The organism is Burkholderia alba (assembly GCF_034721475.1).
In the GTDB taxonomy this organism is placed as follows: domain Bacteria; phylum Pseudomonadota; class Gammaproteobacteria; order Burkholderiales; family Burkholderiaceae; genus Burkholderia; species Burkholderia alba.
Window position 1 is genome coordinate 56,950 of sequence record NZ_JAWJWL010000024.1, and the last position, 17,404, is coordinate 74,353.

Here is a 17,404-nt window from a genome sequence, read left to right on the forward strand (position 1 = left end):
ACCTAACGGCTTGTCGAGCCGGATCGAAACCGGTGCACCCGGGGCAGACGCTGCTCATCATAGCAAAGGACGATTCATGGAAGAAAGCAAGAAGGCCTCCGGGATGACCGCGGAAAAGGGCAAGGCACTGGCGGCTGCGCTCGCGCAGATCGAGAAGCAGTTCGGCAAGGGGTCGATCATGCGGCTCGGCGCCGGCGAAGCGGTCGAGGATATCCAGGTGGTATCCACGGGTTCGCTCGGTCTCGACATCGCGCTCGGCGTCGGCGGTCTGCCGCGCGGCCGCGTGGTCGAGATCTACGGCCCGGAATCGTCCGGCAAGACCACGCTCACGCTGCAGGTGATCGCCGAAATGCAGAAGATCGGCGGCACGGCGGCGTTCATCGACGCGGAGCATGCGCTTGACGTCCAGTACGCGGGCAAGCTTGGCGTGAACATTCAGGAACTGCTGATTTCGCAGCCCGATACGGGCGAGCAGGCGCTCGAAATCGCCGATGCGCTGGTGCGCTCGGGCTCGATCGACATGATCGTGATCGACTCGGTCGCGGCGCTCGTGCCGAAGGCCGAAATCGAAGGCGAGATGGGCGATTCGCTGCCGGGTCTGCAGGCGCGGCTGATGTCGCAGGCGCTGCGCAAGCTGACCGGCACGATCAAGCGTACCAATTGCCTCGTGATCTTCATCAACCAGATCCGGATGAAGATCGGCGTGATGTTCGGCAACCCGGAAACCACGACGGGCGGTAATGCGCTCAAGTTCTATTCGTCGGTGCGTCTCGATATCCGCCGGATCGGCTCGATCAAGAAGAACGACGAGGTGATCGGTAACGAAACCCGCGTCAAGGTCGTGAAGAACAAGGTTTCGCCGCCGTTCCGCGAAGCGATTTTCGACATCCTGTACGGCGAGGGTATTTCCCGTCAGGGCGAAATCATCGATCTCGGCGTGCAGGCGAAGATCGTCGACAAGGCCGGCGCGTGGTACAGCTATAACGGCGAGAAGATCGGCCAGGGCAAGGACAACGCGCGCGAATTCCTGCGCGAAAATCCGGAAATCGCCCGCGAGATCGAAAACCGTATCCGCGAGTCGCTCGGTGTGAGCGCGATGCCGCAAGGTGCCGCAGCCGTAGCCGCAGCCTCCGCAGAAGCCGAAGTCATGGACGACGAGGAGTGATGCAGAAGAACCGGGGTAGCGCAGGTTCGTCGGGAGCAGGGCGCCGGGGGCAGGAAGCGCCGGATGCGTCGGCCCGGCTGGAACGTCAGGTGCGCATGCCCGGTTCGACTGAAGGACGGCCCGCGGGTCGTCCTGCTACGGGGGCATCGGACGATGCCCCCGTTTCGTTTCAGCGTTCGGATCCCTTCGCATCCACGGATGTGGACGAGTCGTTCGACGCGCACGATGTCGAGAGAAATCGCGGCGCGACGGGCGATGCGCAGTCCGGCGCACCGGCAGGCGGCGACGTCTACACCCGTACGAGCCAATCGCCCTATCGTTCGAAACGGCGTGCTTCCCCGTTCGCGGAGGAATCGGCGGACGCAGGCGGCGCGCGGGCATCCGGCCCAAGACAGTCCACCCGGTCGTTGAAGGGACGGGCGCTCGCCTATCTGTCCCGGCGTGAGTACAGCCGCTCGGAACTGGCGCGCAAGCTTGCGTCGTACGTGGACGAGGGAGACGACCTCGACGCGGTACTCGATGCGCTCGAGCGCGAGGGTTGGCTGTCGGATGCGCGTTTTGCCGAGAGTCTCGTGCACCGGCGCGCATCCCGGGTCGGCTCGGCGCGTATCGTCAGCGAACTCAAGCGTCATGCGGTCGGCGATGCGCTCGTCGAGGAAGTCGGTGCGCAACTGCGCGAAAGCGAGTTCGCGCGCGCGCAGGCCGTCTGGCGCAAGAAGTTCGGCGTCGTGCCGCAAACCCCCGCCGAGCGCGCGAAGCAGGTGCGCTTTCTCGCGATGCGCGGCTTTTCTCAGGCGACGATCATGAAATTGCTGAAGGTCGGCGACGAGATGTTCGGCGACGATTGATTGCCGAAGCCGAAGCCGAAGCCGAAGCCGAAGCCGAAGCCGAAGCCGAAGCCGAAGCCGAAGCCGAAGCCGAAGCCGACACCCCGCACCCCGCACCCCGCACCCCGCACCCCGCACCCCGCACCCCGCACCCCGCAGGAACGCCCGCCGCCGCACCGATTTTTGCTGCGCTGCACGCATTGGCCAGCGCCATGCCCCGCGCGGCATGGGGCCTGATATCCCAAATACCCAGTATGCTAAAATCCACGGGTTTTCCTATTCGGCTTCCTCCTTCCGCATGCCGCTATCCGAGCCCGTATCCCGCCAGTTGCGCCATCGACGCGCAATTCGGGCGGAAGCCTACGAGCGCGACGACGGCTTGTGGGATATCGAAGCCTGCCTGACCGACCATAAGCCGCGCGATGTTGCGCTGGCGTCGGGCATCCGGCCGAACGGCCTGCCGATCCATGAACTCTGGCTACGCATTACCATCGATCGTAAGCTCAATGTCGTCGACGCCGAAGCGTCGTCGGACTGGGCGCCCTATCCAGGGCAATGCGAAGCCGCCAATCCCGCCTACCGGGCCCTTATCGGGCTCAATCTCCTCGACCACTTCCGCCGCGATGCGACCCGACTTCTTGCCGGTGTCGCGGGCTGCACGCATCTCACCGAGCTGTGTGCCGTCCTGCCGACCGCGGCAATCCAGGCGTTCGCCGGGGATGTGTGGAATACGCGCGATGGCGCGGGCGACCACGGCGCGGCGGGCAAACCGCCGTTCCAGCTCGGCCGCTGTCAGGCGCTGCGTTTCGACGGCGAGGTGGTGAGGCAGTTCTACCCGACCTGGTACGGCGCGAGTCGGCCGGAGCGGGGTGGCGGAAGCGGCTCCAAGGATTGAACGAAAACTGTAAGAAGAAGCGACTTTTAATCGACTTTTAATCCAACTCCAGACTGAAGGAATCACGCATGAAGATTCACGAGTACCAGGGTAAGGAAATCCTGCGGAAATTCGGCGTCGCGGTCCCGCGCGGCAAGCCGGCGTTCTCGGTGGACGAGGCCGTCAAGGTGGCAGAAGAGCTGGGCGGCCCGGTGTGGGTCGTCAAGGCTCAGATTCACGCAGGCGGCCGGGGCAAGGGCGGCGGCGTGAAGGTCGCCAAGTCGATCGAGCAGGTGCGCGAGTTCTCGAACCAGATCCTCGGCATGCAGCTCAAGACGCACCAGACCGGCCCCGAAGGCCAGAAGGTGAACCGTCTGCTGATCGAGGAAGGCGCCGATATCAAGAAGGAACTGTATATCGGTATCGTGATCGACCGCGTGTCGCAGAAGGTCGTCGTGATGGCGTCGAGCGAAGGCGGCATGGACATCGAGGAAGTGGCCGAAAAGACTCCGGAAGCGATCCACAAGGTCGCGGTCGAGCCGTCGAAGGGCCTGCAGGATGCCGAAGCCGACGATCTCGCGAAGAAGATCGGCGTGCCCGACGCATCGATTCCGCAAGCGCGCGAGATCCTGAAGGGTCTCTACAAGTCGTTCTGGGAAACGGATGCATCGCTCGCCGAAATCAACCCGCTCGTGGTCACGGGCGACGGCAAGGTGATCGCGCTCGACGCGAAGTTCAACTTCGATTCGAACGCCCTGTTCCGTCATCCGGAAATCGTCGCGTACCGCGATCTGGACGAAGAAGATCCGGCTGAAGTGGAAGCGTCGAAGTTCGACCTCGCGTACATCTCGCTCGACGGCAACATCGGCTGTCTCGTGAACGGCGCGGGCCTCGCGATGGCGACGATGGACACCATCAAGCTGTTCGGCGGCGAACCGGCCAACTTCCTCGACGTGGGCGGCGGCGCCACCACGGAGAAGGTCACGGAAGCGTTCAAGCTGATGCTGAAGAACCCGGACCTGAAGGCGATCCTGGTCAACATCTTCGGCGGCATCATGCGCTGCGACGTGATCGCGGAAGGCGTGATCGCCGGCTCGAAGGCGGTGAACCTGGGCGTGCCGCTCGTCGTGCGCATGAAGGGCACGAACGAGGACCTCGGCAAGAAGATGCTCGCCGAATCCGGCCTGCCGATCATCTCGGCCGACAGCATGGAAGAAGCCGCGCAGAAGGTTGTCGCGGCGGCCGAAGGCAAGTAACGCGCTTCATTGAACACGCATGGCGGCGCGGGTTGCACGCGACGCCAATCGAACAGAGGTCTATACATGTCGATTCTGATCAACAAAGACACAAAGGTCATCACGCAGGGCATTACCGGCAAGACCGGTCAGTTCCACACGCGCGCATGCCGCGAATACGCAAACGGCCGCGAAGCATTCGTCGCGGGCGTGAACCCGAAGAAGGCCGGCGAAGATTTCGAAGGCATTCCGATCTACGCGAGCGTCAAGGAAGCGAAGGCCGAAACGGGCGCGACCGTCTCGGTCATCTACGTGCCGCCGGCAGGCGCCGCGGCTGCGATCTGGGAAGCCGTGGAAGCCGATCTGGATCTCGCGATCTGCATCACGGAAGGCATCCCCGTGCGCGACATGATCGAAGTGAAGGACCGCATGCGCCGCGAAGGCCGCAAGACGCTGCTGCTCGGCCCGAACTGCCCCGGCACGATCACGCCGGACGAACTGAAGATCGGCATCATGCCGGGTCACATCCATCGCAAGGGCCGCATCGGCGTGGTGTCGCGCTCGGGTACGCTGACGTACGAGGCGGTCGCGCAACTGACGGCGCTCGGCCTCGGCCAGTCGTCGGCGGTCGGTATCGGCGGCGATCCGATCAACGGTCTCAAGCACATCGACGTGATGAAGATGTTCAACGACGATCCGGATACGGACGCGGTCGTGATGATCGGCGAAATCGGCGGTCCGGATGAAGCGACGGCCGCTCAATGGATCAAGGACAACATGAAGAAGCCGGTGGTCGGCTTCATCGCGGGCGTCACGGCGCCTCCGGGCAAGCGCATGGGCCACGCCGGCGCGCTGATCTCGGGCGGTGCGGATACGGCCGAAGCGAAGCTGGAAATCATGGAAGCGTGCGGCATCACCGTCACGCGCAATCCGTCGGAAATGGGCCGCCTGCTGAAGGCAGCGCTCTAAATCCACGGAGCAGTCCTACGAAAAACGCCGGCCTCGCCGGCGTTTTTTGTTATGCTCGCGAAACATTTTTGTAAGGCTGCGGGCGTACGAGGCGGAATGAACGGATCGTTCGCGCCGCCGTTTCCCCGATCCGATTTCTCTTCTCAGCGCCACCCTATGTTCGAATTCCTTGCGTCGCTCCACTGGGGCGCTGTGATTCAGATCGTCGTCATCGACATTCTGCTCGGCGGCGACAACGCCGTCGTGATCGCGCTCGCGTGCCGCAACCTGCCGAAAGAGCAGCGGGTGCGCGGCGTGCTGTGGGGCACTGCCGGGGCGATCCTGTTGCGGGTCGCGCTGATCGCGTTCGCGGTCGTGCTGCTCGACGTGCCGTTCCTCAAGTTCGCGGGCGGGATCCTGCTGCTGTGGATCGGGATTCGCCTGATGGCGCCGGCCGAGGATGCGCACGACAACATCAAGCCGGCCGACAAGCTGTGGGCCGCCGTCAAGACCATCGTGATCGCCGATGCGGTGATGAGCCTCGACAACGTGATCGCGATCGCGGGCGCGGCCGAGCAGGCCGACCCGGCGCATCGGCTCGCGCTCGTGATCTTCGGCCTCGTGGTCAGTATCCCGATCATCGTCTGGGGCAGCACGCTGGTGCTCAAGATGCTCGACCGGTTCCCGGTCATCGTCACGTTCGGCGCCGCGCTGCTCGGCTGGATCGCCGGCGGGCTGATGGTCAACGACCCTGCCGGCGACCGCTGGCCGCTGCTCGATACGCCCGCCGCCGTCTACGGGGCGAGCGTGGCGGGCGCGCTGTTCGTGGTGCTGATCGGCTATGCGCTGAGGAAGCGCCGGTCCGCCTCCGGCGCTACCCGCCCGCACTGACGCCACGTTGGCCGTCCGGCCGACTGCCCGCAGCCGCGGGCGCTGGCTACGATCGAAACGCCTGCCTGTTCCGGCAGGCGTTTTCGCTTGAGGAGCCTGTGATGTTCGAAGCCTTTTCCGTTTCCCTGTTTCGCCGCCTCGTGTCGAGGGTGCGTGGGCCGCGCTGTGCTGCCCGGCCCGGTTTCCCGCTCCGGCGGCGGGCACCGCCGCGCCGAGCCGGCTTCACGCTGATCGAACTGATGATCGTGCTGGCGATCGTCGGCGTGGTCGCGGCCTACGCGATTCCCGCGTATCAGGATTACCTGGCGCGCAGCCGGGTGGGCGAAGGGCTCGCGCTCGCGGCGTCGGCGCGGCTCGCCGTGGCCGAGAACGCGGCGAACGGCAGCGACCTCTCGGGCGGCTATATGACGCCGCCCGCCACTCGCAATGTCGAGTCGGTCCGGATCGACGATGCAACCGGGCAGATCACCGTCGCGTTCACGCCGCGCGTCGCGCCCGCCGGCGCCAACATGCTGGTGTTGGTCCCGTCCGCGCCGGATCGTGCGGACGCGCCGAGCGCGCGGGTCGCGTTGTCGAAGGGGGCGGTGCAGGCCGGAGCGCTGGCCTGGGAATGCTTCGCGGGCGGCAAGGATGCGTCGTCGCTGCCCGCGCCGGGGGCGGGGCCGCTGCCTGCGGTTGCGCCGACGCTGGCGGGCCGGCTCGCGCCGCCGGAATGCCGAGCCTGAGGCGTTAGCCCGGAAGGCTGGGCGCGTCGAGGAGGGGGGACGATCAGCGGGCCGCCCATCTCTCCGCGCCCGTGGGGGCATGCACCGGAACGGTGCGCTACGGGACGCCGCGCCAATACCGCCGCACAGGGAGGGGATTTTTTTGTATAGTGCGCCGGTTGCTGACATCCGGTTCGCTCATGCCCTCCTCACTTTCGCGATCTCTATCGCTGGTTTCGCTCGCCATTGCGCTGATCCTGCCTTACGCGGTCACCAATCACACCTATCCGATCCCGACCTTCTATTCCGAATTCACGGCGTTCGCGTTGTATTCGCTGCTCGGCGCGACGATCGTGCTGTTCGCGCGAACCCATTCGGCCGAACCGTTTGCCGCGCCTCGTGCGCTGCTGGTACCGCTCGGTTTCGGAGTCGTGCTGCTGGCGCAGGTCGCGTGGCTGCCGCTGCAGCAACCGTCGATGAACTGGCTCGCACTCGGCTATCTGCTGACGGCGTTCGTCGCGATGCAGTCCGGCTACGCGCTCTCGCGCGCCGGGCTCGGCGACGAGACCGTGCGGATGATGGCGGGCGCGCTCATCGTGGGCGGCCTGTTCGCGGTGTTCTGCCAGATCGCGCAGCTGTTCCGTCTCGAGGACGCGCTCTCGCCGTTCGTCGTGACCTATGGCGTGACGGTCGACAGACGGCCTTACGGCAACATGGCGCAGGCGAATCACCTCGCCACCTACATCGCATTCGCGCTCGCCGGCGCGTTGTACCTGGTGCAGACGCGCCGGCTGCAGGTGTGGGCGTGGGCGGTGCTGTCGGTGCTGCTGTCCGTCGGTCTCGCGCTGACCGTGTCGCGCGGGCCGTGGCTGCAGGTGGCCGTGATGGTGGCCGCCGGTTTCTGGATGGCATTCGCAGAAACGCGGCGTCGCCCGGCGGACGCCCTGCGGCACGCGTGGGCGATGCCGGCGGTGCTGGCCGTGCTGTTCGTCGCGGTCAATGTCGTCGTGCGCTGGGCCAACGTGCATTACCAGCTGGGCCTCGCCGAATCGGCCGCCGACCGGATGCGGGACGCGGGCCAGATCGCGCCGCGTCTCGCCCTGTGGAAATACGGTCTCACGATGTTCCGCGAGCACCCGCTGCTCGGCGTCGGCTGGGGCGAGTTTCCGATCAACCAGTTCGAGCTGGTGCGGGCGTTGGGCGGCGTCGAGATCGCGAACAATTCGCACGATATTTTCATCGACCTGCTCGCCAAGTCGGGTCTGCTGGGCCTCGGCGTGCTGCTCGTCGGCCTGTGTCTGTGGTTCGCGCGTGCGTTGCGGGTGCCGCATACCAGCGGCCGCGTGTTCGGTTTCGCGCTGATCGGCATCGTGCTGATGCACGCGCTCGTCGAATATCCGCAGCAATACACGTTCTTCCTGCTGCCCGTGATGTTCGTGATCGGGCTGCTCGAGACGAAGCCGCTGCGCCGGCTGCCGGGCGGTGTGGCGTACGCGCTGCTGGCCGTGCTGTCGTTCGGCGGGCTGCTGTCGCTGTATCCGGTGCTGCGCGATTATCAACGCACCGAAGTGCTGTACTACGGCTCGAACCCGGCCGAGCAGTATCGCGATGCTCCGTCGTTCCTGTTCCGTGCCTGGGGCGATTACGGCGCGGCGACGTTGATGCCGGTCTCGCGCGAGGATCTGCCGGCGAAGCTCGCCGCGCACCGGCGCGCGATCGCGCTGCTGCCGGGCGAAACCGTGCTGCGCCGCTACGCCGTGCTGCAGGCGCTCGACGGCCGCGACGCGGATGCGCTCGATACCGTCGAACGTCTGCATATTTTCGCGAAGCAGTTGCACGACTGGCCGACCCAGCTCGCCGGGCTCTACAAGCTGCTCGACGAACAGCCGTCGCTCAAGCGCTTCCGGGCGACGGTGTTCGCGAAGTACGGCGAGCCGCCCGCCGGTACGTCGACCGATGACGACGACGATGACGAATAGGCGCGCGCCGGGCGCCTGATGCGTGCCGCGCGCACCGGGTTGCCGCCACGCGGCGCGCGTGCGGCGGCAGGCCGGTTTTGCCGGCGCGAGATGCGTTGAAGCGGCGCGACGGCAGGCGTTGCGTCGGCGCTCGCCGGCACCGCCCGCTCGACAGGGCCCGGTCGGTTGGGGACCTCTCGAACGTACTTGTTTCCCCTTGTTCAGGTATGCTTGGAGCCGCCGTCCTGGACGGTCGACCATTCATTTCCGGAGGGAGGATTCATGAAGGCGATCCAATATCGCAGCACTGTATTCGGTATCCTGATTGCTGCGCTGGTGCCGTTTTCGGCCGCGCATGCGCAGCTCGGCGACATGCTCAAGCAAGCCACCGGGTCGGGGGATTCGTCGAGCGCGCTCGGCAATCTCGGCGGCATCGGCGGCGCGTTGCCGGGCGGTTCGTCGCTGACGTCCAGCAGCACCGGCAACGTCGCGGGCGTGCTGCAATTCTGCATCAAGAACAATTACCTGGGCGGCAGCAGTAGCAGCGCGTCGTCCGTCAAGGATTCGCTGATGAGCAAGCTGGGCGGCGGCGCATCGTCGGATAGCGGCTACACGAGCGGTTCGAACGGCATTCTCGATGCCGGCAACGGCAAGACGCTGGATCTCAGCGGCGGTGGCGGTTTGAAAGAGCAGGTGACCAAGCAGGTGTGCGACAAGATTTTGTCGCAGGCGAAGTCGCTGCTGTAATGCGGCGGTATCGCGCAGCGCGGTAAGCGCGATGCCGGCGGCGAACGGCCGCGCCGTCGGCATCGAGCGGGTAGGCTGCGACGCGCGCCGCGGCAGCCGGATTCAGTCCGTGCGATCGGCCTGGTCGTCAGCGTGCCAGTCTCCCGATTTCCCGCCGCGTTTCTCGCGCACGCTCACATCGGTGATCGTCATCCCGCGATCGACCGCCTTGCACATGTCGTAGACGGTCAGGAGTCCGACCTGCACCGCGGTCAGCGCTTCCATCTCGACCCCCGTTCTCCCGAAGGTTTCCACTTGCGCGCTGCAGCGTACGCCCGGCAGCGTTTCGTCGAGTTCGAACTCCACCGCGACGCGCGTCAGCGCGAGCGGATGGCACAGCGGGATCAGATCCGCCGTGCGCTTCGCGCCCTGGATCGCGGCGATGCGCGCGACGCCGAGCACGTCGCCCTTTTTGGCGCGGCCGTCGCGGATCAGCGCGAGCGTGTCGGGCAGCATTCGGATCGTGCCGCGCGCGAGCGCGATGCGTTTGGTTTCCTGCTTGCCGCCGACGTCCACCATGTGAGCATGGCCGGCCGCGTCGAAGTGTGTGAGTCCAGACATGTCGTGCTCCTTCAGAGGGCGCTTATCATAGCAGCGGCCGATCCGGCATCGGCGCCGCGAACCGCCGCGTCTCGCCGTTACAATGACACCGATCTCGATTCAGGCTGCGGCCGCGCGCATGAGGAGCGGGCGCTGCGGCCGCCGATTCCTTCCATGCGCGTCAAACCGTTGTTCGTTGCCTTGCTCTCGGCGGCGCTGGCGTGGCCGCCGGGCGGCCACGCCCAGTCGCGTACCGATGCGCTGCCGCTCGAAACCGCGCCGCTCGGGGCCGATTCGATCTCGACGGTGCCCTCGCTGCCGTCCGGCATCGCGCCCGGCGTCTTCGGCACCTATGGCGGCGCGGAAAACCGCCTGTCGGGCACGTCGGGCATCACGCCCAGTTTGCGCGCGCCGCTCGCGATCCAGCACCTGCCCGATCTCGGCGACGGCTCCGGCGGTGCGCTGACGCCGCAGGCGGAACGCCGCCTCGGCGAACGCGTGATGCGCGAAGTGCGCCGCGATCCCGATTATCTCGACGACTGGCTGGTGCGCGACTACCTGAACGGCGTCGCGGCCCGCCTGTCCGCTGCCGCCACCGCGCGCTTCATCGGCGGCTACGCGCCCGATTTCGATCTGTTCGCGATGCGCGATCCGCAAATCAACGCGTTCTCGCTGCCCGGCGGCTTCATCGGCATCAACAGCGGACTGGTCGTGATGACGCAGACCGAATCGGAACTGGCGTCGGTACTCGGCCACGAAATGGGCCATGTGCTGCAGCGGCATATCGCGCGGATGATTCGCGCGAACGAGAAAACCGGCTATGCGGCGCTGGCGACGATGCTGCTCGGCGTACTGGCCGGCATTCTGGCGCGCAGCGGCGATCTCGGCAGCGCGATCGCGTTCGGCGGGCAGGCGTTCGCCGTCGACAACCAGTTGCGGTTTTCCCGGTCGGCGGAACGGGAGGCGGATCGGGTCGGCTTCCAGCTGCTTGCCGGCGCGGGCTTCGATCCGTACGGGATGCCGGGTTTTTTCGAGCGGCTCGAACGCGCGTCGATCGGCGACACGGGCATTCCTGCCTATGCGCGAACCCATCCGCTGACGGGCGACCGGATGGCCGACATGGACGATCGCGCGCGCCGCGCGCCCTACCGTCAGCCGCACCAGACGTCCGAATACGGTTTCGTGCGCGCGCGCTTGCGGATTCTGCAGAACCGTTCGGCGACCGACTACGCGAACGAGGTTCGGCGCATGCGAATGGAGATCGACGAGCGGATCGCCCCCAACGTGCCGGCGAACTGGTATGGCGTGGCGTTCGGCGAGATGCTGGCCGGCCGCTACGACGCTGCGGATCAGGCGCTCGCCGAGTCGCGCGCGAGCTTCGCGCGCGCGGAGCAGGGTGACGTCGAGGCGGCGCGCGGCTCGGCGAGCCTCGACGTGCTGGCGGCCGAGATCGCGCGCCGCGCCGGCCGCCCCGACGACGCGGTGCGGCTCGCGGAAGCCGCGCAGCGAAACTGGCCGGGGTCGAACGCGGCGATTGCCGCGCATCTGCAGGCCTTGCTTGCCGCGCGTCGCTATACCGATGCGCAGACGCTCGCGCGGGCGGAGACCCAGGCGGACGCGCGTCGGCCGGAGTGGTGGAATTTTCTCGCGCAGGCGAGCGTGGGCAGCGGCGACGGGGTGACGCAGCGCCGCGCGCTGGCGGAAAAATTCGCGCTCGACGGCGCATGGCCGTCGGCGATCCGCCAGTTGCGCGAAGCGCGCGACATCAAGACGGCGAGTTTCTACGAGCAGTCGATCATCACGGCGCGATTGCACGAGTTCGAGACGCGCTACAAGGAAGAGCAGGACGACGACAGGCGCGGCTGACCGTTGGATCGCTGCGTGGCGTGTGTGGCGGGGCGACGGGAAGGGGAGGAGCGGCGCGCGACGCGAACCGTCGGGCGGCCGACATCAACCGGGGGCTGGACGCCGTGACGAGGCCGCGCCGTCCCGTCCCGGCGAATTCATCCGGCTGTTCGATCCGCCGCGTGCGCGGCCGGGCTCGCGACGAACCGGAACCGCTGAGCGACCTCGTCGCGACGAATCGGCCGCAGCGCCAGGTCGACGCCGTCGCGCCAATGGAACACGCCCCGTGCGCCGTCCGCGTCGAGCGCCGCATGATCGGCGAACAACCCCAGATCATGATCGTGCAGCGCGGCGATGCGCGCGGGCTGCGCCGCGTCGGCGAACAGTACGCCGCCCGCATCGTCGAGCCATGCCTGCGCCGGTTCGAATGCGTGTCCGGTGTGATCGGTCAGCGACAGCCGTGCGGGCGCTCCGTCGCCCTGCGCGAGCCGGACGATCCACGGCGTATAGGCCAGCTCGACATAGACGCGTTGCGGCCCGTTCTGGAAGAACCACCGACCGCTGTCGTCGCATTCGTAGTTGCGGGCAATGAAGCCGATCAGTGCGGCGTGACGGATCGGCGAGCCGAGCGCGCCCGCGGCCTGGGCCGCATCGTCGCGCATGCGCCAATCGCCGCGCCGATCGAGCAGCAGCCAGCCGGTGCAGTGCGGCACGTTCGGCCATTTGGCGAGCGCCTGCCTGACGATGTCATCCATGATCGACGAACCGGGCGCAGTGGCCGAAGATACGCAGCGGCAGCCAGTCGAGGCGGCCCGGAAACGGTCCGGTCATGAAGCCCGCGTGGCCGCCATGGTCGGGCTGTTCGAGGACGACCGTGCGCGAGACGTCGCCCGGGCCGGGGAGCGCCGACGCCGGCAGGAACGGGTCGTTGCGCGCATTGACGATCAGCGTCGGCACGTCGATCGCGGGTAGCAGCGGGCGCGTGGTGGCCTGGGTCCAGTAGTCGTTGGCGTCGACGAAACCGTGCAGCGGCGCGGTGACGGTGTCGTCGAAATCGTGCATCGTGCGGGCGTCGAGCATCGCCTGTCGGTCGAACAGGCCCGGGTACTGTTCGAGCTTCGCGAGCGCCTTGAGCTTCAACGTCTTCAGGAAGCTGCGGGTGTAGACCTTCGCGAAGCCCTGCGAGAGCGCGCGGCCGCCCGCGTGCACGTCGATCGGCGTCGAGACCGCCGCGGCCGCCGCGACGATCGACGTGTCGCTGCGGTGCTCGCCGAGCCAGCGCAGCAGGACGTTGCCGCCGAGCGAGACGCCCGCCGCGACGAGCGGCCCGCGATGCCGGGCGGCCAGCCGCCGCAGGATCCAGTCGACCTCGACGCTGTCCGCGAGATGATAAAAGCGCGGCTGCCGGTTCATCTCGCCGCTGCAACTGCGAAAGTGCGGGACGACGCCGTGCCAGCCGCGCGAGCGGGCGGCCGCCATCAGCACCCGCGCGTAGTGCGACCCGGAACTGCCTTCGAGGCCGTGGAACAGCACGAGGAGCGGGGCGTCCGGCGCAGGCGCCGCGGTGTCGAGACACGCAAGCCAGTCGAGATCGATGAAATCGCCGTCGGGGGTGTCCCAGCGCTCGCGCCGGTAGGCGACGTCCGGACGCTGGGCGAACAGCGCGGGCACGATGGTCTGCGCATGGCTCGTCGGCAGCCAGCGCGGGGCGCGGTAGCGCAGCGGGTCGGCCTGCGCGGGCGGCTCGGCTGTGGGGGAGGGAGAGGACGCCGTACTCATCGCTTGCGACCGCGCACCGTGCCTAGTGGAGCGGCCCTTGTCCGTGACGGATCTTGGCGGCGAACTGGTTGGCCGCCTGCTCGGGGATCGGGCTTGCGTGGATGTGCGCGATCCGCCACTCGCCGCGCTCGTGAATCATCACGTAGGTGGCGAACACCATTTCGGGATCCGCCGTCAGATCGGCGTACTGATGGGCTTCCGCGACCGTGTAGACCACCGTGCCGAGGCTGTCGTAGACGCGGATGTCGAGCGGCTCGATCGTCACGGGCTGCGTCGACAGGCGTTGTGCGAGCCCGCTCCGGATCTGGTCGAGGCCGTGCAGATGCGCGCCGTCGGCCCAGATGCAGCTCGCGAAGTCCTCGTCGATCCAGAGGACCATCAGGGCGTCGAGATTGGCGTCGGCAATCGCCTGATAATAGGCGTTGAGCGTATCGGCGGCAGCTTCGAAGAGGCGGGCAAAACGTGGCATCGGGTTATCTCTCGCGCGCGAGGCGCGCCGTTACATGGCGGCGGCCGCGAAGCCGCCTTCGTACACCGGTGAATCGACTGCGCGGCGGGCCCGCGTCCGGCCGGGCGGCCGGTCAGCGTTGCCCGACGAGCATGCCGCGCAAATCGCCGAATACCTGCTCCGGGCTCAGCTCGCGCAGGCATTTCAGATGGCCGAGCGGGCATTCGCGTTCGAAGCAGGGACTGCATTCGAGATGCAGCCATTGTACCTTTGCCAGCTCCGACAGCGGCGGGGTATGGCGCGGGTCGGTCGAGCCGTAGAGCGCGACGAGCGGCCGCCGCAGCGCGGCCGCGACGTGCATCAGGCCGGAATCGTTGGTCACGACCGCGTTGGCCCGGGCGATCAGCGCGCAGGCCTCGGTCAGCGAGGTCTGGCCGCACAGGCTGCGCACGTTCGGCGCCCGTTCGGCGATCGCCTGGGCCGCGGCCGCATCCTTCGGCGAGCCCAGCGCGACGATCTGCGTATACGGGAACGACTGGCTGACGCTCTGCGCCAGCGCCGCGAAATGCTCGGGCGGCCAGCGTTTCGCCGGGCCGTACTCGGCGCCCGGACAGAACACCACGAGCGGCTTGCGCGTATCGAGGTTGAAGCGGGCGGAGACCCGCGCCGTCTCGTTCAGGTCGGCGTCGAGCCGCGGCGGCGGCAGGGTTTTCATCGTGTCGGGCAGCTTCGCGCCCGGCGCGTAGGCGAGCGCCGCGTAGTGGTCGACCATCGCCGGACGCTCGTCCTGCTTGCGCGGGTTCGCGTGCCGTACGTTCAGCAGCCCGTAGCGGCTTTCGCCGGTGTAGCCGATCCGCAGCGGAATGCCGGCGAGCCATGGAATCAGCGCGGACTTCAGCGAGTTCGGCAGCACGTAGGCCGCGTCGTAGCCGTTGTCGCGCAGATCGCTCGCGAGCTGCCAGCGGCGCAGCATCTGCAGCTTGCCGTGCGCGAGATCGGTCGGGTAGACATCGTGAATCTCGGGCATCCGCTCGAGCACGGGCGCGACCCAGCCGGGCGCCACGGCGTCGATGACGATGCGGGGGTGCAGTTTCTTCAGTAGCGCGAAAAGAGGCTGCGCCATCAATGCGTCACCGATCCAGTTCGGTGCGATAACCAACGCGCGACGCATCAAGTCGATTTCCGATGTCGTAATGAAGCGCGGCGCGAAAGCGCCGCGTTCGGGTTGCGAGAGAAACAGGGCGGCGGCACGGGCCGCGAGGCCGGCCGTGCCGCGTCAGTCGGGCGGGACACCCGCCGGGCGTTCAATGGCCCTTGACGACTTCGCCGTCGCGCAGCTTGTAGCGCGTGCCGCAGTACGGGCAGCGCGCTTCGCCGTGCGTGACGTCGATGAACACGCGCGGATGGGCGTTCCAGCGCGGNGTCAGTCGGGCGGGACACCCGCCGGGCGTTCAATGGCCCTTGACGACTTCGCCGTCGCGCAGCTTGTAGCGCGTGCCGCAGTACGGGCAGCGCGCTTCGCCGTGCGTGACGTCGATGAACACGCGCGGATGGGCGTTCCAGCGCGGCATCGACGGGTTCGGGCAGTAGGCCGGGAGATCCTTGGCCGACAGCTCGACCAGCGGCATTTCCTTGATTTCACTCATGGGGCTTTCTCGTTATGGGGCGATAGGGGGCGTCCGGGCGGGCCGGGCGCTCAGATTCTCGTGGTCAGTGCGCGTGCCGTTCGCTTTTGCCCGACACGATATCGAAAAACGCCGACTGCAGCTTTTCCGTGATCGGGCCGTGCGCCGGTGCCGATCGTACGGCACGCGGATCGACGTGCGGCCGCCGGCTGTCCGGTATGCGCGCACCCCCTCGACGACACCTATGCCGGCGTGCCGGGTATGAGCCGGCACGCGGATCTTGGCGTCGCGATCGGCCAATGACATAGGTCTCTCCTAACGGATGCGGTGGGGTACGGCGCGACGCCGGTGCAGCGCGAAGCCGAAAAGACGTCCATTTTAGCGTCTTTTGTGTCGGCGACGGTCGATGCGACGGGGTCCGGCGCTATAATCCCCGAGCGATTTCCTCAAGAATAACGGGCGGCGGCGCATGCGCGTGCCGGACGCCCGGCCTTTTAGCCCGCCGCGCCGCTTCCCGATGCTCGCTCGCCTGTCCGCCACCGACCGCTTCGCCTTCGTCCAGGGCGCCCGCGACTACTCGCCGACGCTGATGGCCATCCTGTCGTGGGGGCTCGTCACCGGAATCGCGATGAGCAAGTCGGTGCTGACGCTCGGGCAGGCGACCGGCATGTCGTTGCTGGTCTACGCGGGCTCGTCGCAACTGGCGGTGCTGCCGCTGTTCGCGGCGAATCTGCCGATCTGGACGATCCTGCTCACGGCCGCGATGGTGAATACGCGCTTCGTGATCTTCAGCGCGGGGCTCGCGCCGCATTTTTCCTATCTCCCGCTGTGGCGGCGCCTCGCGATCGGCTACTTCAACGGCGACGTCATCTATCTGCTGTTCCAGAAGCAGGGCTTCGCGCCGGGCCGGGTGCCGGGCAAGGAGGCCTATTTCTGGGGGATGGCGGTGTCGAGCTGGCTGTCGTGGCAGGTGTCGTCGCTCGCGGGCATCCTGCTCGCCAGCTTCTTTCCCGACAGCTGGGGGCTCGAGCTGGCCGGCACGCTCGCGCTGATCCCGATCATGGTGTCCGCGGTCGCGAACCGCTCGACGCTTGCCGCGGTGGCGATCGCCGGGATCGTGTCGCTGGTCGCGTTCGAACTGCCTTACCGGCTGGCGTTGCCGCTCGCGGTGTTCGCCGCGCTGGCGGCCGGCAGCATCACCGATTTCCTGGTCGAGCGGGCCGACTGGCGGCGGATTCGCGCCGGCGGCCGAAACGGGGGCGCGAAATGAGCGCGACGCAGATCTGGCTGGCGATTCTCGGCATGACCCTCGTGACCGCGGTCACGCGCGCGCTGTTCCTGATCGGCGGCGAGCGGACCGTCCTGCCGGAGCGGGTGCAGCGCGCGCTGCGCTACGCCCCCGCCGCCGCGCTGGTGGCGGTGGTGTTGCCCGACGTGCTCGAAACGCCCGCCGGGATCTCGTTCTCGCTCGCGAACCACGATTTCTACGCCGCGGTCGCGGGCCTCGGCTGGTTCCTGTGGCGGCGCACCATGCTCGGCACGATCGTGGTCGGCATGCTGGTCTTTACCGCGCTGCGCTTCGTGTTCTGACCCGTCCGGCGGGACTTCCGCCGAATTGCTGCGACGCAGCATGGCGGACGACCCCCAAATAGGGGGAATTCGCCGCGCCACGGGGCTGACGGCGGATCGGATCGGCTAGAATGTTCCCTCTCGGATTTTCGCGTGCGCGTCGCGCGGCCCAGCCCGGCCGCGCCCGGCGCCCGGTTGTGGCTGCCCGCG

Annotated in this window: 20 protein-coding genes and 1 pseudogene; 12 read left to right on the top strand and 9 right to left on the bottom strand. The window is 67.4% G+C overall.

The window, feature by feature from the left end; all coding sequences use genetic code 11:
* Nucleotides 1-76: 76 nt before the first annotated feature.
* Both recA and recX read left to right on the top strand, forming a co-directional pair.
* Complete coding sequence (gene recA / locus RZR99_RS24720) at nucleotides 77-1,165, top strand: recombinase RecA (protein WP_323122402.1); 1,089 nt, start codon at nucleotides 77-79, stop codon at nucleotides 1,163-1,165.
* Nucleotides 1,165-2,013, top strand: coding sequence for a recombination regulator RecX (recX, locus tag RZR99_RS24725; RefSeq protein WP_323122403.1), 849 nt, complete (start codon nucleotides 1,165-1,167; stop codon nucleotides 2,011-2,013). The genes recA and recX overlap by 1 nt, the downstream gene beginning before the upstream one ends.
* Here recX and RZR99_RS24730 read toward each other — a convergent pair.
* Entirely contained in the window at nucleotides 1,956-2,189 is a 234-nt protein-coding gene (locus RZR99_RS24730; protein ID WP_323122404.1) for a hypothetical protein, read from the bottom strand. The genes recX and RZR99_RS24730 overlap by 58 nt on opposite strands.
* A 29-nt stretch (nucleotides 2,190-2,218) precedes the next feature.
* Here RZR99_RS24730 and RZR99_RS24735 point away from each other — a divergent pair, with 29 nt between their 5' ends.
* From RZR99_RS24735 to RZR99_RS24765, 7 genes are all read left to right on the top strand, one after another.
* The gene (locus RZR99_RS24735; RefSeq protein ID WP_323122405.1) at nucleotides 2,219-2,887 is read left to right on the top strand and encodes a DUF2889 domain-containing protein; all 669 of its coding nucleotides are present in this window, start codon (nucleotides 2,219-2,221) and stop codon (nucleotides 2,885-2,887) included.
* A 53-nt stretch (nucleotides 2,888-2,940) separates the two neighbouring features.
* Entirely contained in the window at nucleotides 2,941-4,122 is a 1,182-nt protein-coding gene (gene sucC, locus RZR99_RS24740; protein WP_323122444.1) for an ADP-forming succinate--CoA ligase subunit beta, read from the top strand.
* Between the two features lie 66 nt (nucleotides 4,123-4,188).
* Entirely contained in the window at nucleotides 4,189-5,070 is an 882-nt protein-coding gene (sucD, locus tag RZR99_RS24745) for a succinate--CoA ligase subunit alpha (protein ID WP_323122406.1), read from the top strand.
* A gap of 156 nt (nucleotides 5,071-5,226) precedes the next feature.
* Complete coding sequence (locus RZR99_RS24750) at nucleotides 5,227-5,940, top strand: TerC family protein (RefSeq protein WP_323122407.1); 714 nt, start codon at nucleotides 5,227-5,229, stop codon at nucleotides 5,938-5,940.
* 101 nt (nucleotides 5,941-6,041) lie between these two features.
* Entirely contained in the window at nucleotides 6,042-6,665 is a 624-nt protein-coding gene (locus RZR99_RS24755; RefSeq protein ID WP_323122408.1) for a pilin, read from the top strand.
* Between the two features lie 179 nt (nucleotides 6,666-6,844).
* A complete protein-coding gene (locus RZR99_RS24760) occupies nucleotides 6,845-8,623 on the top strand; it encodes a PglL family O-oligosaccharyltransferase (RefSeq protein WP_323122409.1) in 1,779 nt (592 codons plus the stop codon).
* Between the two features lie 261 nt (nucleotides 8,624-8,884).
* Nucleotides 8,885-9,349, top strand: a complete 465-nt coding sequence (locus tag RZR99_RS24765; protein ID WP_323122410.1) for a DUF2501 domain-containing protein — start codon at nucleotides 8,885-8,887, stop codon at nucleotides 9,347-9,349.
* Between the two features lie 102 nt (nucleotides 9,350-9,451).
* On the opposite strand, the gene moaC is transcribed toward RZR99_RS24765, so the two are convergent.
* Entirely contained in the window at nucleotides 9,452-9,949 is a 498-nt protein-coding gene (gene moaC, locus RZR99_RS24770; RefSeq protein ID WP_323122411.1) for a cyclic pyranopterin monophosphate synthase MoaC, read from the bottom strand.
* Between the two features lie 153 nt (nucleotides 9,950-10,102).
* Between moaC and RZR99_RS24775 the strand changes: the two genes are divergently transcribed.
* Nucleotides 10,103-11,794, top strand: a complete 1,692-nt coding sequence (locus RZR99_RS24775) for a M48 family metalloprotease (protein WP_323122412.1) — start codon at nucleotides 10,103-10,105, stop codon at nucleotides 11,792-11,794.
* Nucleotides 11,795-11,931: 137 nt separating this feature from the next.
* Here the strand turns inward: RZR99_RS24775 and RZR99_RS24780 are convergent, their stop codons facing one another.
* The 7 genes and pseudogenes from RZR99_RS24780 to RZR99_RS33375 all read right to left on the bottom strand — a co-directional run.
* A complete protein-coding gene (locus RZR99_RS24780) occupies nucleotides 11,932-12,528 on the bottom strand; it encodes a DUF2946 family protein (protein ID WP_323122413.1) in 597 nt (198 codons plus the stop codon).
* A complete protein-coding gene (locus tag RZR99_RS24785) occupies nucleotides 12,521-13,552 on the bottom strand; it encodes a YheT family hydrolase (protein WP_323122414.1) in 1,032 nt (343 codons plus the stop codon). Before RZR99_RS24785 ends, RZR99_RS24780 begins: the two co-directional genes overlap by 8 nt.
* A gap of 22 nt (nucleotides 13,553-13,574) precedes the next feature.
* Complete coding sequence (locus RZR99_RS24790) at nucleotides 13,575-14,021, bottom strand: nuclear transport factor 2 family protein (RefSeq protein WP_323122415.1); 447 nt, start codon at nucleotides 14,019-14,021, stop codon at nucleotides 13,575-13,577.
* A 112-nt stretch (nucleotides 14,022-14,133) separates the two neighbouring features.
* Nucleotides 14,134-15,171 (bottom strand): lipopolysaccharide heptosyltransferase II, encoded by a 1,038-nt coding sequence (gene waaF / locus RZR99_RS24795; protein WP_323122416.1) that lies wholly within the window; start codon nucleotides 15,169-15,171, stop codon nucleotides 14,134-14,136.
* Nucleotides 15,172-15,304: 133 nt separating this feature from the next.
* Nucleotides 15,305-15,427 (bottom strand): zinc-finger domain-containing protein, encoded by a 123-nt coding sequence (locus tag RZR99_RS24800; RefSeq protein ID WP_407655499.1) that lies wholly within the window; start codon nucleotides 15,425-15,427, stop codon nucleotides 15,305-15,307.
* 24 nt (nucleotides 15,428-15,451) lie between these two features.
* Complete coding sequence (locus RZR99_RS24805) at nucleotides 15,452-15,646, bottom strand: zinc-finger domain-containing protein (protein ID WP_323122417.1); 195 nt, start codon at nucleotides 15,644-15,646, stop codon at nucleotides 15,452-15,454.
* 64 nt (nucleotides 15,647-15,710) lie between these two features.
* Nucleotides 15,711-15,807 (bottom strand): annotated as a pseudogene (locus RZR99_RS33375) (branched chain amino acid aminotransferase); the annotation flags it as partial.
* Nucleotides 15,808-16,142: 335 nt separating this feature from the next.
* Here RZR99_RS33375 and RZR99_RS24810 point away from each other — a divergent pair.
* Nucleotides 16,143-16,895 (top strand): AzlC family ABC transporter permease, encoded by a 753-nt coding sequence (locus tag RZR99_RS24810; protein ID WP_323122418.1) that lies wholly within the window; start codon nucleotides 16,143-16,145, stop codon nucleotides 16,893-16,895.
* Complete coding sequence (locus tag RZR99_RS24815; RefSeq protein ID WP_323122419.1) at nucleotides 16,892-17,215, top strand: AzlD domain-containing protein; 324 nt, start codon at nucleotides 16,892-16,894, stop codon at nucleotides 17,213-17,215. Before RZR99_RS24810 ends, RZR99_RS24815 begins: the two co-directional genes overlap by 4 nt.
* Nucleotides 17,216-17,404: the final 189 nt, after the last annotated feature.

Bases quoted from the DNA above. Each gene is read 5' to 3' on its own strand.
- recA (WP_323122402.1), top strand. From the start codon at position 77: ATGGAAGAAAGCAAGAAGGCCTCCGGGATGACCGCGGAAAAGGGCAAG.
- recX (WP_323122403.1), top strand. From the start codon at position 1,165: ATGCAGAAGAACCGGGGTAGCGCAGGTTCGTCGGGAGCAGGGCGCCGG.
- RZR99_RS24735 (WP_323122405.1), top strand. From the start codon at position 2,219: ATGGGGCCTGATATCCCAAATACCCAGTATGCTAAAATCCACGGGTTT.
- sucD (WP_323122406.1), top strand. From the start codon at position 4,189: ATGTCGATTCTGATCAACAAAGACACAAAGGTCATCACGCAGGGCATT.
- RZR99_RS24750 (WP_323122407.1), top strand. From the start codon at position 5,227: ATGTTCGAATTCCTTGCGTCGCTCCACTGGGGCGCTGTGATTCAGATC.
- RZR99_RS24755 (WP_323122408.1), top strand. From the start codon at position 6,042: ATGTTCGAAGCCTTTTCCGTTTCCCTGTTTCGCCGCCTCGTGTCGAGG.
- RZR99_RS24760 (WP_323122409.1), top strand. From the start codon at position 6,845: ATGCCCTCCTCACTTTCGCGATCTCTATCGCTGGTTTCGCTCGCCATT.
- RZR99_RS24765 (WP_323122410.1), top strand. From the start codon at position 8,885: ATGAAGGCGATCCAATATCGCAGCACTGTATTCGGTATCCTGATTGCT.
- moaC (WP_323122411.1), bottom strand. From the start codon at position 9,949: ATGTCTGGACTCACACACTTCGACGCGGCCGGCCATGCTCACATGGTG.
- RZR99_RS24775 (WP_323122412.1), top strand. From the start codon at position 10,103: ATGCGCGTCAAACCGTTGTTCGTTGCCTTGCTCTCGGCGGCGCTGGCG.
- RZR99_RS24780 (WP_323122413.1), bottom strand. From the start codon at position 12,528: ATGGATGACATCGTCAGGCAGGCGCTCGCCAAATGGCCGAACGTGCCG.
- RZR99_RS24785 (WP_323122414.1), bottom strand. From the start codon at position 13,552: ATGAGTACGGCGTCCTCTCCCTCCCCCACAGCCGAGCCGCCCGCGCAG.
- RZR99_RS24790 (WP_323122415.1), bottom strand. From the start codon at position 14,021: ATGCCACGTTTTGCCCGCCTCTTCGAAGCTGCCGCCGATACGCTCAAC.
- waaF (WP_323122416.1), bottom strand. From the start codon at position 15,171: ATGCGTCGCGCGTTGGTTATCGCACCGAACTGGATCGGTGACGCATTG.
- RZR99_RS24805 (WP_323122417.1), bottom strand. From the start codon at position 15,646: ATGAGTGAAATCAAGGAAATGCCGCTGGTCGAGCTGTCGGCCAAGGAT.
- RZR99_RS24810 (WP_323122418.1), top strand. From the start codon at position 16,143: ATGCTCGCTCGCCTGTCCGCCACCGACCGCTTCGCCTTCGTCCAGGGC.
- RZR99_RS24815 (WP_323122419.1), top strand. From the start codon at position 16,892: ATGAGCGCGACGCAGATCTGGCTGGCGATTCTCGGCATGACCCTCGTG.